Origin of the sequence: Bifidobacterium ramosum, assembly GCF_009299505.1 — a bacterium.
In the GTDB taxonomy this organism is placed as follows: Bacteria; Actinomycetota; Actinomycetes; order Actinomycetales; family Bifidobacteriaceae; genus Bifidobacterium; species Bifidobacterium ramosum.
Window position 1 is genome coordinate 13,886 of sequence record NZ_WBSM01000014.1, and the last position, 14,121, is coordinate 28,006.

The following is a 14,121-nucleotide window of genomic DNA, read 5'->3' on the forward strand; positions in this document are numbered from 1 at the left end:
ATCGGTTCCAGTGCCCCCCAGTCGAATGCGACATAATGACTGAGGAGCACTGGAACCGGCGACGAGGCATTCATTCGGACCGCTCATGCGAAACGCAGCCGGTGCGAGGCCCTCCATCGCTGCCCGGTTCGCTCTACGTGTAGCGGGACGCCGAACATCGATTCGAGACGTTCGTCGATAAGTCCTTCGTCAAGTGGTCCGGTGAACGTGATGGTTCCCGGTGTCGTGTTGCCGTCAAGTGTGGCGTAGATGCGCGGATGCGTGTCGAGGTATGTCATGCACTCGTGTTCCATCATTCGGCCCATCATCGCGATATGGTCGAATCCGGCGGGGATGTCCTCCACCCGATGCGTGACGAGTGGCATCGTGCGCTCGTCCCCTCGCGAGGCCAGCGCCGACAGTTCTCGCAACACCGTTTCACGGCCACCCAGATCAAGGCCGGTGGTCGGTTCATCGAAGATCAGGAGATCCGCCGGCGAGACGAGCGCGCGGGAGATCATCACCCTCGTGCGCTCGCCTTCGGACAGGTTGCGCCACTGTTTGCCGGTCAGATATGCGATGTCGAGTCGGCGCATCATCGCGTACGCCTTCTCGTATGCCTCGTCGGCCGAATCCTTCGTTCCTCGTGGAATCCCCGAGGCGACGACCGTGAGCGGGTTCATTCCCGACCCGATGTTGTGCCCGAACGCCGCAGAGACGATGGCTATGCGGGTGCGACGGCGCTCCGGGTCCGAGCCCGCGACTGTTCGGTCCCCGAAGACGCGCAGTCCGCCGACGTTGGGGTAGGTGCGCATCGCGATCATTTCCAGCAGTGTGGATTTTCCCACTCCGTTCGGTCCGAACAGCACCCATCGTCCGCCGGTGGCAATGGTGAGGTTCACGTCGGCAAGGATTAGCCGCCGATTGCGATAGTAGCCCACCGACCGGGCTAGTACCATTGCGTCGTGGGTTGTTTCGCCGAGCATGGTCATTGCCCCACTTCCATATTCCGTCCGATGATGATGCCGATGGCGGTCTGTGCGACGGCCAGTACGGCCAGCATGATGAGCACCGTCCGCCATCCCGAGGTGATGTCGTAGATCGTTCCGGCCAACATGGGACCGACCGCGGCGAGCAGGTATCCGACGCATTGAGCCATGCCCGACAGTTGCGTCGTCTCCTCGGTGGTCGAGGTCTTCAATCCGATCAATGAGAGTGCCACGACCAGAGAGCATCCCGAGCCGATGCTGGTGACGATGATCCACAGCAGATCAAGCCGCGGCGCGAATGCCAGTCCGAGCGCGCCGATGGCCAATGGCACGCTGGCGACGACAACGGCGGCGACCTGGCTGTCGCCCTTCAGCAGCACGGGGATGAGCAGTCCCATGACGATGCCGACGAGCTGGAAGACCGCCAGATGCCAGCCGGTCCGGTCGGCGGGCACGCCGAAGGAGACCTCGATGGTGGGCAGCCAGGTGACGCACACGTAATAGTTCACGGATTGCAGCCCCATGAACAGGGCGACGGCCCATGCCTCCGGCCTTTTCCACATGGAGACTCGGAGTCGGGTCTCCGATGCCGTACTCCGTCGGCTGCGGGGCTGCGCATCGGCGGCGGTCTTCGCAGCCGGGGTCGTCCTTCGCGCATTCGCCCGTGAACGCCACAGCTATAGCAGCGTGACGATTCCGGCGGGAACGGCCCAGATGCCGAGCGTGCCCCGCCATCCGATCGCATCGGACAGGGGCAATGTCGCGGCCGAAGCGAACGCGGCCATGCCGGTCATACATGCGGAGTAGATGCCGGTGGCCAGTGATGTGCGACCGGGATGGTCGCGTTTGACTATGGCCGGCACCAGAACGTTGCCCACCGCGATCGAACAGCCGATGACAAGCGTGCCGACCCACAGTCCGGTGGTGCCGCACGTCGAACGGATCACGATGCCGATCGTCAGGAACGCCATCGCGGCCAGCACGGTCCGTTCGATGCCGAGGCGTTCGGCGGCGCGGTGCACCATCGGGGAAACGACGGCGAACGCGAGGATGGGCAACGAGCCGAGCAGCCCCTGCATCGTCGCGTTGAGATGTTCGGACGCCCCTATCCACGGCAGCAGCGGGCCGACGGACGTGAGTGGGGCGCGCAGGTTCAGCGCGACGACGAAGACCAATGCGGTCAGTATCGATGCGGCGAATCGCGATGCCGACGAGGGGATGGGATGATGTTCTGTTATCTGTTCCATGATGATTGACTAGATGGTTGAGAGTATCCGTGTGATGATGCCGTTGATGCGTATGGGTGGGAGGATGGCCGTCATCGCCCGCCGGGAATACGCGCGGCGATGGCGTTGAGGTTTTCGGCGACCGCCGCGATGATCTCGTCGTCGCTTTGTCCGCCCTCCAGCTTGAGCAGTCCGAGTGAGTGGAGCGCACCGGCTATGGAGAAGACGGCGGCGATGCGCTCGTGCTCGTTCGCCGCATGGGCGGAATACCGTTCGACGAGCATCGACTCGATCTTGCGGAACATGACTTCGGGGCGGTCGCCGAACAGGATGCGCAAATCGTCGATCTGGCTGTCGACGGCCGGTCTCCAGCCGTTGAGGAACGCGAGCGGATCGGACAGGATCTTGTCCTTGGCGGGGTAATGCTCCAGCATCGCGTCGATGGTTTCGTCCTCGAGTTTGTCGTTCAGGTCGTAGACGTCGAGGTAATGCTTGTAGAACGTGCTCGGGTTGACGAGCGCAAGGTCGCAGATGTCCTTGACCTTGACCTTCGATGCCGGAACTCCCGATGCCCGCAGGCGCAGAAACGCCTCGCGGATCGCCTTGCGGGTCTTGACGATGCGTAGATCGGTCATCATGCCCCTTTCGTCTGTTCATTTGTCGGTGGCGTCATTCCCTCGCCGACCATAAGCCGAGTGTTATGCGACGATTCGGGCAAATCGTCGCATAAGCGAGGAATGTCGCATATCGGTGGTTGCCGTCCGTTGCGTTTCGATAATAATTGATGCTCGTTGAATAATCAACAACTATTGTTTATCGGAGTATTATTGTGAAACTTGGCATCAACAGGAAACAATGGATCATGGTCATCGTGCTGCTCATGGGCACGTTGCTGGCCGTGCTCAACATGTCGGTGGTCACGCCGGCGTTGCCGTCCATCATGAAGGATCTCGGCGTGGATTCCACCACCGTGCAGTGGCTGTCCAGCGGCTACTCGCTGGTCGAGGCGATGGTCATCCCGCTCGCCGCGTTCCTCATGGGACGCTTCTCCACCCGCAGGCTGTTCATCGGCTGCATCTCATTGTTCGCGGCCGGCAGCCTCGTCGCCGCGTTCGCACCGACCTTCCCCCTGCTCATGGTCGGCCGGGTGCTGCAGGCCCTGTGCACCGGTGCGATCATGCCGATGGTCACCGCAGTGATCCTGCTCGTGTTCCCCAAGGAAAGCCGAGGCACGGCAATGGGAATCACCGGACTGGTCGTCGGCTTCGCGCCGGCGCTCGGCCCGTCCGTCTCCGGCGTGATCATCGACTCGTTCGGCTGGCGCACGCTGTTCGTCATCATGGCGGTCGTCTCGCTGATCGTCATTGCGTTGGCCGCCGTCTACCTGCGCAACTTCGACGGCTTCCAGCCGGGCGCGTTCGACCCCGTCTCCGTGCTGCTTTCCTCGATCGGTCTGGCATGCCTGCTGTACGGGCTGTCCACGTTCACGTCCACCAGCAACATGGTGCTCACCGTCGCGCTGATTGTCGTCGGCGTACTGCTCGTCGCCGTGTTCGTGCGTCGACAGCTCAAGGCGAAGGAACCGATGCTGCGCGTCGGCATCCTCGCCAACCGCACCTACGCGCATTCGGTGATCATCGTGGCATGCATGCAGGCCGCCCTCATGGGCTGCAACGTCATGGTGCCGATGTTCATCCAGACCGTACTCGGCGCATCCGCTACCGCCAGCGGGCTCGCCATGCTTCCCGGCGCCCTCATCGGCGCATGCTGCGGCATCGTCTCGGGCCGCATGTTCGACAAATACGGCATCCGCAAAGTCGCCCTGCCCGGCCTGACGGTCATGACCATCGGCGGCGTGCTCATGGCGCTGCTCGGCGCGGACGCCTCGGTCGTCCTCACGGCATGCGCCTACACCGTGCTCTACGCGGGACTCATGTTCGCCATGACCCCGGTGAACACCTGGGGCATCAACGCGCTCGACAACGAAAACATCGGACACGCACAGAGTGTCACCAACACCGTCGGACAGATCGCCTCCTCGATGGGCACCGCCCTCATCGTATCCGTCTCCGCGCTGTCCACCACACTCGCGCCCACCGCCACCGAACACGCGCAATCCATACTCGGCTCGACGCTGGCATTCGCCGCCATCGCGGTCATCCTCGCGGCCGCCCTCGTCACGGCACTTCTGGCGACTCGAACGCACCGAGGCACGACGAAACGGACTTTCGTCGGACAGTGACCGAAACGACAACGCATCAACAGACACGGAACCAAAACGAAACGAGACATGATGAACACCACGAACAACTCGCTGACCCACAACATCCGCACCTTCCACCACGGCACCGAACCGCTGGTGGATCCCATCCAAGACACATTCATACGCACCGACAAAGCCGGCAACTCATGGTTCTGGGTCGGTCATTTCGAGACGGGCGGCCACACCCTTGACTTCATGTACCATGTCAGCGTCCTGCAGCTCTCCAAATACCTGCCGGTGCGCATGATCAACAGCGTGCTGTCCATCACCGATGAGACCGGACGCATCTATCGTCACGAAGACCGCTTTTACAAGGTCAGGCGAGGACAGGTCGCAGGCCAGGGACTGCACATCCGCACCGACAAGGACGTCATCGAAGGCGACCTCGACAACATGCGCATCGCATCGGCCATGCCGGACGGATCCATCTATCTCGACCTGCACGGCACCGGATACCCGCTCTACAGTCTCGGTACCGGCTACTTCCAGATCGCCGGAGTGGCCAACTACCAATACTCGTTCCCGCACATGGCTGCCAAAGGCGTCATCACTCTCGACGGCCAGCGCCACGAGGTGGAGGGGATGGTATGGATGGACCGTCAGTTCGCCGGCATGCCCAAAGGCAGAAGCCTCAAGGACGGCTACAACTGCAAGTGGCTGTGGATGAACCTCTGCTTCGACAACGATCCCGACGTGATCAGCCTATGGGGTGTAACCGAACTGGCCACCGGCAGTGAACATTGCTGGGCCAGCGTCCTGCACGAGGACGGCACCCAATCTTCCGCCGGCGTGGATCCGATGGTCGACGACTCCTTCAACGTGTGGGAAAGTCCTGTGACCGGCATGAAATACCCAACCGGATGGACTATCTCCATCCCCGAATGGGACGCAAAACTCACCGTCACGTCCATCATGGACGAACAGGAAATCGCCTCGCCGAACCCCTCCGGCCGCAAATACGAAGGAGCAAGCCAAGTAGTCGGCACCTACCGAGGGCACTCGGTGACGGGCCGCTGCTGCCTCGAACTCGTCGGCGGATGGAACTGACAACACCGGCCCATTTTCCGAAAAACACCGGCATCGGGCTGATTCCGCCAACCCGCCGAAGAAAGTCACAACCCGACGAACCGGTGAACAAGGGATTTGAAATGGGCGCTGAATAGCCTTTCGGGGGCTCTCGCACAAGTTAAGCCCGTCTCGCGCACAACACGAGACGGGCTTAACTCCTTGTTTTTATTTGGCTTCACTGTCTTTGCTGAGCTTGCCGCTGAACGCTTGGTTCACCAAGGTGTAGACGGCTTGCGCGACGCCGATGACGCCGGTGAGGACGACGATGCCAGTGGCGAGGGCGGTCATCTCGGAAATATCCGTGGGGTGTCGGTCCTAGATGAATGTTGTTGCAGAGTATCACCGCATATAGATGCACCGCATGATGAGCTCGACTGCGCGGTCGGGGAGGAGTCGCTTGAGCTGCATGAGCGCCTGGTATGTGCCGCCGACGGCGACGCGGACCGGGGGATTGCGGCGAGCGAGCGTTGTAGCGATGACCTGCGCGACGGTGTCCGGGCCGGCGCCGGTCTGCTCGTCGTGTGCCATCTGACCGACTGAACGGCGACATTCGGCCAGGTAAGGCGAATTCGTCGGCTCGGCGGTCACGCGGGCTCCGGTGAATCCGGTCGCCAGATCGCCCGGTTCGATGATCGTGGCGACGATGCCGTGCCGGTGTCCCTCCAACCGCAACGCTTCCACATACATCTCCAACGCAGCCTTGGTCGACGAATAATGCGACTGGAACGGCAACCCGATCCGTCCTCCGATCGACCCGACGACGATCACCCGGCCACGGCGACGATTGCGCGACGCGGTGCGCCGCAGCAACGGCAACGCGATCTCGTCAACCTGCAATACGCCGAAATAATTCACCTCGAACTGCCGTCGCACCAAGTCCATCGGCGTACATTCCGCCGAGCCGGCGATGCCGAAACCGGCGCAATGCACGATCGCATCCAATCGAGGCAACGCGCCCACGACCGCGCGAATATCATCCGGTTTGGTGACGTTCATCTCCTCGGTGATCAGCTCGCCGCCGCGTTCGCCATCGCGCGCTCCATCAGCCCCGTCAGCTCCACCGAACCGCCGCACATGCGCGATCTTCGCCGCACCTAATCCGACCGCAACCACGCGCCAGCCGCGCCGTGCCACCAACTCTGCCGTCGCCTTGCCGATACCGCTCGTGCCGCCGGTCACCAGCGCCACGGCCCGCCCATCATCCTTGATCGCATCCATGCCCACCATTATAGGAATCCGCGAAACGTACGGACGTGATCGCGCGTTCGCGGTGCCCATATTGCACGGTGCTGCACGATATCTCCGATACCGTCGTACAATCCTGCCGCGAGAGTTCACCGCAGGTTCATGTTGGATTCGTGTGCCGGCGCGGTCGCGCTGGGATAATCGAACCATGATCGAAACGGTTGGCGCGGGTGCGGCCGTGGTGGCCGCGATGTTCGGGATAGCGGTGTCCGAAGGGGTCGACGCGGCGCGTACGGTCCATGTGGTCGCGGAATCGGATAGTTCCGTTTCGTTGGGGGATCCGATCATGCTGATCCCCGCGCTCGCTCCGATAATCGTCGGGCTGCTCATCTTGATTCCCTGCATCAGGGCGTTTCGTGAAAGGGGCGACCGCCACGAGCGCTGCACCGCCAAAGTCGACGGTGTTGTGAGCGAAGTGCTCGAAACCTCCGACAATGACGGCACGTTATGGTCGCCGGTGTTCTCCTACACGGTCGACGGCCGCGAATACAGCATCGAATCCGGAACGTGGTCACGTCCGTGCAAGCTGCATGAGGGCGATCATGTGACGGTGCTCTACGATCCGTTCGACCCGTCCGACGCATGGGTGAAAGAGGACCGCGGAGCTCCGATCCTACTCATCGCCTTCGCTGGGGCCGCGGTGGTGGACATCCTCGCCGGCGGTGCCCTCTTGGTGGCGTGGGTCCTCAACCAGCAGTGACGATCCGACAGTCGGCGGGGAGCGGATCGCGGGACAAGACCGTGGTGTACCCTCGTTACGGCACCGATGGGTTGCCGCAACGCATGACGTGACGAGGGGAGCGGCTCATGGAAGTGGCGTTGGAGAGCAATGCGTTCTTCATGGGGATCGAATATCTGGCCATCTTCTGCTCCGGGCTCATGGGCGGACTGTGCGCGGTCAAGAAAAACTACGATCTGTTCGCGATGATGATCACCGCATGGCTGACCGCGCTCGGCGGCGGCATCATCCGTGACGTGATGCTCGGCTCGCTGCCTCCGGTCGGTATCTCCGACAAGGGATTCGTGTTCACCGCGCTGGTTTCCGGGCTGGCCGTGGCCGTCTTCCATCCCGAGGTCGACAAGCTCAAATGGTCGATGCTCACCCTCGATGCGCTGTCGGTCGGTCTGTTCGCCGTCAACGGCACATCCAAGGCGATGCTCATGGGCACGTCCGGCATGACCGCTGCGTTCATGGGCATGTTCACCGCGCTCGGCGGCGGCCTGGTGCGCGACATGCTGCTCAACGACATTCCGCTCGTCATCCGCGACAAGCACTGGTATGCGGTTCCTTCCGCGGTCGGGTGCATCCTGACCGTGCTCGTCATGAAGGGTGCGCAGGCCGGGATCGTCGACTTCACTGGCGAGGTCATCCTCGACAGCGCGATCGTGGTGCTCGTCGTGGCGTTGCGACTGCTATCGGTCAAGTTCGACATCACGTTCCCCGGGGCGATGAAACGCAGCGAGGCGTTTCTGCCAAGCCAATCGCGGTATCTGCCTCGCCCGGTGATCCATCCGCATGCGGGGGAGCGCGACGTGGATCGTGAGGAACAGGATGGTCGGCGGTGAGTAGCCGTCCTGCTGGACCGTTCGTGCGGATATTCCTGCGGATATCGTGATGGACGGTGACGGAATCATCACTCTGTACGCGCAATCGGGAGACTGGCGCGCACTGAGTGATGGTTACGGGGACTGAATCGTCACTGAGTGCGCGTCGTCGTCGTGATTGCGCGCACTCAGTGACGATCAGTGCCGGTTGATGATGTTGGTGACGTCACATGCATACGATACGGCCGATGTATGGTCGGCATATGCAAAAGTCCCCGCAAACCATGACGGTTCACGGGGACTTTCGAACCCTAGTGGGTTATGATCACAGCGCGTTGATCGCGACGGCCAGACCGGACTTGCGGTTCGCGGCCTGGTTCTTGTGGATCACGCCAGCGCCGGCAGCCTTGTCGAGCTTCTGGGCGGCGACCTTGTAGGCGGCTTCCGCAGCGGCCTTGTCACCGGAGGCGATGGCCTCGCGGGTAGCGCGGATGGCGGTCTTCAGGGCCGACTTGACGGCCACGTTGCGGATGTGCGACTTCTCGTTGGTCAGCACGCGCTTCTTCTGCGACTTAATGTTTGCCACGTTTACTCCAAACGACGTTTGCTATAAGGACATACAAACGGTCATGATAACACGCCGTGCGGATAAAACATACGCCGCGTCAGGAGTGTCGCCGAGAAAAATGCCGATAGGCACCGGTAGACTAGAGTATTTGGCGAATACAACCGTGAACGACGACCGTAAGGAGACGGATCAGGTGATCGAACCGAAGAACAAGCCCGGATATACCGACCAGTCGCTGATCCGCAACTTCTGCATCATCGCGCACATCGACCACGGCAAGTCCACCGTGGCCGACCGCATCCTCCAGCTGAGCGGCATCGTGCCCGAACGCGAGATGCGCGACCGCTTCCTCGACCGCATGGACATCGAGCAGGAGCGCGGCATCACCATCAAATCGCAGGCCGTGCGCGTGCCGTGGACGTTCGACGGCACCGAATACACGCTCGGCATGATCGACACCCCCGGCCACGTCGACTTCACGTACGAGGTCTCCCGCGCGCTCGCCGCATGCGAAGGCGCGGTGCTGCTCGTCGACGCCACGCAGGGCATCGAGGCGCAGACCCTGTCGAACCTGTACATGGCCATCGACCACGACCTGACCATCATCCCCGTGCTCAACAAGATCGACCTGCCTTCCGCCGAGCCGGACAAGCACGCCGAGGAGATCGCCGGCCTGATCGGCTGCGAGCCGAGTGACGTGCTACGCGTGTCCGGCAAGACCGGCGAAGGCGTGGCCGAACTGCTCGACCGCATCGTCATGGAGATCCCCGCGCCGCACGGCGACCCGAAGGCCCCTGCCCGCGCGCTCATCTTCGATTCCGTGTACGACTCGTACCGCGGCATCGTCACCTACATCCGCATGGAGGACGGTGAGCTGCACGCCCGCGAGAAGGTGCACATGATGGGCATCGGCATGACGCATGATCCGATCGAGATCGGCGTGATCAGCCCCGACATGATGCCCACCAAGGCGCTCGGCGCGGGCGAGGTCGGCTACATCATCACCGGTGCGAAGGACGTAAGCCAGTCGAAGGTCGGCGACACGCTGACCTCTGCCGTGCGCCCCGCCACCGAGCCGCTGCCCGGCTACCGCGACCCGCAGCCGATGGTCTACGCCGGCCTGTTCCCGATCGACAACGCCCAGTTCCCCGAACTGCGCGACGCGCTCGACAAGCTCAAGCTCAACGACGCCGCGCTCATCTACGAGCCGGAGACGTCCGTCGCGCTCGGCTTCGGTTTCCGCTGCGGCTTCCTGGGGCTGCTGCACATGGAGATCGTCTCCGAACGACTCGATCGCGAGTTCGGTCTCGACCTGATTTCCACCGCGCCGAACGTGCCGTACGACGTGACTGCCGAGGACGGCAGCGAACACCATGTGACCAATCCGAGCGAGTTCCCGGACGGCAAGATCAAGAAGATCGTCGAACCGATGGTCGCGGCCGATATCATCACGCCGAAGGAGTTCATCGGCGCGGTCATGGACCTGTGCCAGGACCACCGCGGCATTATGGGCACGATGGAATACATCTCCGCGGACCGTGTGGAGATGCACTATCGCATCCCGCTTGCCGAGATCGTGTTCGACTTCTTCGACCAGTTGAAGTCGCGCACCAAGGGCTATGCGTCGCTTGACTACCACGAGGACGGCGAACAGGCCGCCGACTTGGTCAAGGTCGATATCCTGATCCAGGGCGAGAAGGTGGATGCGTTCAGCGCGATCGTGCACCGCGACAAGGCGTACTCGTACGGCGTGATGATGACGAAGAAGCTGCGCGAACTGATCCCGCGCCAGCAGTTCGAAATCCCGATCCAGGCGGCGATCGGCTCGCGTATCATCGCTCGCGAGAACATCCGAGCGCTGCGTAAGGACGTGCTCGCCAAGTGCTACGGCGGCGACATCTCCCGCAAGCGCAAGCTGCTCGAAAAGCAGAAGGCCGGCAAGAAGCGCATGAAGATGCTCGGCCATGTCGAGGTGCCGCAGGAGGCGTTCATCGCCGCCCTGTCCACCGGCGACGCCGGCAACGACCGCGACACCAAGGACAAGATCCGCGCCGCTCAGAAGACGGAGGGCTGATGCGTAAACGCGCAGTCCGGTGGACTGCGCGTAGCATCAGCCTGAGCGAGACGATAGTCGGAACGAAGGCAGTATTGAGTCCGAGCGCAGCGAGGTCCATAACTGCAGGGCCGAAGGCGAGCCGTTCAGCGGACAGCCGGATGGGCTGTGCGTAGGCTCAGTCTGAACGGGACGATAGTCGGGAAGGCTCCCCTCACTGAGGGGAGCCGACGTTATTGGTTTGGCTCACTCTCAGTGAGGGGAGCTTTCTGTCGGTGGGATAGAGCTTGAAAAATTCAGGACCTGGCTCCCCTCGCTGAGGGGAGCTGTCAGCGTAGCTGACTGAGGGGAGTCATACCCATGACCTACGAAATCTACATCCACGTTCCGTTCTGCCTTCGTCGCTGCGGATACTGCGATTTCAACACATACACGGCCGTCGATCTCGGCGCGGGGGCTTCGCGCGGCAACTACGCCAACATGGTCATCCGCGAGATGGAGCTGACCCGGCAATGGCAGCTCGACCACGACATCGAGGAGCCAGCGGCCGACACCGTGTTCTTCGGCGGCGGCACGCCCACGATCCTCTCCGCGGACGATCTCGTGGCCATGCTGGACACGATCCGCAAGACATGGGGTATCGCGCCGGACGCGGAGATCACCACCGAAGCCAACCCGGACACCGTCAATGAGTATTACATCAACCGGCTCGCCGAAGGCGGCTTCACGCGCATCTCTTTCGGCATGCAGTCCGCCGTGCCGCACGTGCTGCGCACGCTCGACCGCACGCACACGCCCGCAAACGTGGCCGCCGGCGTCGAAGCGGCGAACAAGGCCGGCCTGCGTTCCAGCGTCGACCTGATCTACGGTGCGCCGGGGGAGAGTCTCGACGACTGGCGGACGTCCGTGCGCACGGCCATCGACCTCGGCGTCAACCACATCTCCGCCTACGCGCTCACCGTCGAACCGACCACGAAAATGGGCCGGCAGATCGCCGCCGGTACCCTGCCCAAGCCGGATGACGACGACGAGGCCGCGAAATACGAGATCGCCGACGACCTGTTTACGACCGCCGGACTCGAATGGTACGAAGTCTCCAACTGGGCGAGACCAGGCTACGAGAGTCGGCACAACCTCGGCTACTGGCGTAATGTTGACTGGGCTGGGCTTGGTCCGGGAGCGCATTCGCACTACAATCACGTGGTCAATGGCGGTACGGACGGCACTGCCGCGGATTCGCACGAAACGCACGGCCTGCGCAGCTGGGACATCGCCCACCCGCGCCTATGGGGCACCGCCATCAACGAAGGCCGCATCCCGTGGGGCGGCAGCGAAACCATCGCATCGGGCGAGAACCTCGAGGAACTCATCATGCTCGGACTGCGACTGCGTGAGGGACTCGACCTGAACCGCATCAACCAAGCCGTTGCCGCGTCCGAATCCAACATCGAAACCGCGCCGTTCCGTCATATCGAGCCAGCCGACCTCCAGCCGATGGTCGACGACGGCCTCATCGTCATCGACCCTGCAACCAGCCGCATCGTTCCCACGCGAACCGGTCGTCTGCTCAACGACGCCGTCATCGAACGCTTCTTCGACCTCGCCGGCGTGTGAGCGGTCACCACAGCACATCGATGGGAGCAGTGGTCTTGTTCTTTTCGATGATGAGGCAGATCTCGTCGGGGGACTCCTTGCAGCCGCGGCGCAGCCACAGCCAGATGATCGAGGCGACGGCGGACACGAGGATCTCCATCGCGTAATCGGCGGGGATGCCGTTGTACGACGGCTGCGGCTGCGCGCCGAACCGTTTGGCCTGTGCGACGATGAGCCTTTTGAGCACGGCCTTGACCCGGTCGTACAGCTGGAAGTCGTTGCCGGACTGCGACACCGCGTCGAAGAACGCGAAATCATCCTTGATGTAGCGCAGCGCCTCGGCGATGGCGCGGGTCTGGAACGCATCGCAGATCGCCTTGCCGGTGCGCGTCGTGATCTGCATGTCCGTCTCGGAGTTGGCGATGAGGATCTCGGTCAGGTCGTCGATGGTGTCGTCGATGAGCTGACGGCGCAGGTCGAACTTATCGACGTAATGCATGTAGAACGTGCCGCGGTTGATGCCGGCCGTACGGGCGATGTCGCTGACGGTCATCGCGTCGAAGCCCTTCGATTTGACGAGCGTGGTGAACGCGGCCTTGATCTTGGCTTCGGTCTTCGTGTTGCGTTTGACCGGCGCGGATACCGCTGCTGCGACTGCCATGATGGGCTCCTTGGGGATGACGTGTTCGACTGATCCGGACGACGGATGATGCTGACCGCTATTCTATCAACACGTTGTCTGATTAGTGACGGAATCAACAGTATTTTCCATTGTGTTCAATCTGAACAGTTCGATAAAAACCGTTGATTGACTTGCGTTTGTTGGTGTTCTTACCATTGCGACAGTTAAATCAACATGTTGTTCATTCAAGAAGGACCCGTCACATGGCATACATCGAAATGGTGCATAGCTTCAAGCGCTACCACATGGGAGACACGACCATCACCGCCAACAACGACGTGAGCTTCGGCATCGAGAAAGGCGAACTCGCGATCATCCTCGGATCGTCCGGCGCGGGCAAATCGACCGTGCTCAACATCCTCGGCGGCATGGACACGAACAGCGAAGGTCAGGTCATCATCGACGGCAAGGACATCTCGAACTACACCGCCCACCAGCTCACCGACTACCGGAGATACGACATCGGCTTCGTGTTCCAGTTCTATAATCTCGTCGCCAACCTCACCGCCAAGGAGAACGTCGAACTCGCCTCCGAAATCGTCAAGGACGCGCAGGACCCGGTGCAGACGCTCGTCGACGTCGGGCTCAAGGACCGCATCAACAACTTCCCCGCACAGCTGTCCGGCGGCGAACAGCAACGCGTCGCCATCGCGCGCGCCGTCGCCAAGAACCCGAAGATCCTGCTGTGCGACGAGCCGACCGGTGCGCTCGACTACAACACCGGAAAACAGGTCCTCCAGATCCTGCAGGACCAGAGCCGCAAGAAGGGCGCGACCGTCGTCATCGTCACCCACAACTCGGCCATCGCGCCGATCGCCGACCGCGTCATCCACATGCACGACGCACGCGTCAAATCGATCGACGTCAACGAACATCCGATGGACATCAAGGACCTGGAGTGGTAACCGTC

13 protein-coding genes and 1 pseudogene are annotated in these 14,121 nt (G+C 62.1%); 7 read left to right on the forward strand and 7 right to left on the reverse strand.

Annotated elements, in window-relative coordinates; genetic code table 11:
• Positions 1-83: 83 nt before the first annotated feature.
• The 3 genes and pseudogenes from DSM100688_RS10615 to DSM100688_RS10630 all read right to left on the reverse strand — a co-directional run bounded on the left by DSM100688_RS10615 (position 84) and on the right by DSM100688_RS10630 (position 2,832).
• Complete coding sequence (locus DSM100688_RS10615; protein ID WP_239519449.1) at positions 84-971, reverse strand: ABC transporter ATP-binding protein; 888 nt, start codon at positions 969-971, stop codon at positions 84-86.
• Positions 968-2,215, reverse strand: a pseudogene (locus tag DSM100688_RS12290) (CynX/NimT family MFS transporter). Before DSM100688_RS12290 ends, DSM100688_RS10615 begins: the two are co-directional and overlap by 4 nt.
• A gap of 71 nt (positions 2,216-2,286) precedes the next feature.
• The gene (locus tag DSM100688_RS10630; protein WP_152359071.1) at positions 2,287-2,832 is read right to left on the reverse strand and encodes a TetR/AcrR family transcriptional regulator; all 546 of its coding nucleotides are present in this window, start codon (positions 2,830-2,832) and stop codon (positions 2,287-2,289) included.
• A gap of 191 nt (positions 2,833-3,023) precedes the next feature.
• Here DSM100688_RS10630 and DSM100688_RS10635 point away from each other — a divergent pair, with 191 nt between their 5' ends.
• Positions 3,024-4,436 (forward strand): DHA2 family efflux MFS transporter permease subunit, encoded by a 1,413-nt coding sequence (locus tag DSM100688_RS10635; RefSeq protein WP_152359072.1) that lies wholly within the window; start codon positions 3,024-3,026, stop codon positions 4,434-4,436.
• 48 nt (positions 4,437-4,484) lie between these two features.
• Positions 4,485-5,504, forward strand: a complete 1,020-nt coding sequence (locus tag DSM100688_RS10640; protein WP_152359073.1) for a lipocalin family protein — start codon at positions 4,485-4,487, stop codon at positions 5,502-5,504.
• Between the two features lie 186 nt (positions 5,505-5,690).
• On the opposite strand, the gene DSM100688_RS12250 is transcribed toward DSM100688_RS10640, so the two are convergent.
• Entirely contained in the window at positions 5,691-5,813 is a 123-nt protein-coding gene (locus tag DSM100688_RS12250; protein WP_275575922.1) for a hypothetical protein, read from the reverse strand.
• Positions 5,814-5,864: 51 nt separating this feature from the next.
• Entirely contained in the window at positions 5,865-6,743 is an 879-nt protein-coding gene (locus DSM100688_RS10645) for an SDR family NAD(P)-dependent oxidoreductase (RefSeq protein ID WP_152359074.1), read from the reverse strand.
• Between the two features lie 175 nt (positions 6,744-6,918).
• Here DSM100688_RS10645 and DSM100688_RS10650 point away from each other — a divergent pair, with 175 nt between their 5' ends.
• Together DSM100688_RS10650 and DSM100688_RS10655 are read left to right on the forward strand one after the other, a co-directional pair.
• Positions 6,919-7,470: a DUF3592 domain-containing protein gene (locus DSM100688_RS10650; RefSeq protein WP_163146963.1), complete on the forward strand. Its 552-nt coding sequence runs from the start codon at positions 6,919-6,921 to the stop codon at positions 7,468-7,470.
• 107 nt (positions 7,471-7,577) lie between these two features.
• The gene (locus tag DSM100688_RS10655; protein ID WP_163146964.1) at positions 7,578-8,336 is read left to right on the forward strand and encodes a trimeric intracellular cation channel family protein; all 759 of its coding nucleotides are present in this window, start codon (positions 7,578-7,580) and stop codon (positions 8,334-8,336) included.
• A 304-nt stretch (positions 8,337-8,640) separates the two neighbouring features.
• On the opposite strand, the gene rpsT is transcribed toward DSM100688_RS10655, so the two are convergent.
• On the reverse strand, positions 8,641-8,901 hold the full coding sequence (rpsT, locus tag DSM100688_RS10660) for a 30S ribosomal protein S20 (RefSeq protein ID WP_152359076.1): 261 nt from the start codon (positions 8,899-8,901) through the stop codon (positions 8,641-8,643).
• A 175-nt stretch (positions 8,902-9,076) separates the two neighbouring features.
• On the opposite strand from rpsT, the gene lepA reads away from it, so the two are divergent.
• Together lepA and hemW are read left to right on the forward strand one after the other, a co-directional pair.
• Complete coding sequence (gene lepA, locus DSM100688_RS10665) at positions 9,077-10,957, forward strand: translation elongation factor 4 (RefSeq protein ID WP_152359125.1); 1,881 nt, start codon at positions 9,077-9,079, stop codon at positions 10,955-10,957.
• Between the two features lie 339 nt (positions 10,958-11,296).
• The gene (hemW, locus tag DSM100688_RS10670; protein WP_152359077.1) at positions 11,297-12,550 is read left to right on the forward strand and encodes a radical SAM family heme chaperone HemW; all 1,254 of its coding nucleotides are present in this window, start codon (positions 11,297-11,299) and stop codon (positions 12,548-12,550) included.
• Positions 12,551-12,554: 4 nt separating this feature from the next.
• On the opposite strand, the gene DSM100688_RS10675 is transcribed toward hemW, so the two are convergent.
• Positions 12,555-13,190: a TetR/AcrR family transcriptional regulator gene (locus tag DSM100688_RS10675; RefSeq protein ID WP_152359078.1), complete on the reverse strand. Its 636-nt coding sequence runs from the start codon at positions 13,188-13,190 to the stop codon at positions 12,555-12,557.
• A gap of 224 nt (positions 13,191-13,414) precedes the next feature.
• Here DSM100688_RS10675 and DSM100688_RS10680 point away from each other — a divergent pair, with 224 nt between their 5' ends.
• The gene (locus tag DSM100688_RS10680; protein WP_152359079.1) at positions 13,415-14,116 is read left to right on the forward strand and encodes an ABC transporter ATP-binding protein; all 702 of its coding nucleotides are present in this window, start codon (positions 13,415-13,417) and stop codon (positions 14,114-14,116) included.
• Positions 14,117-14,121 lie beyond the last annotated feature (5 nt).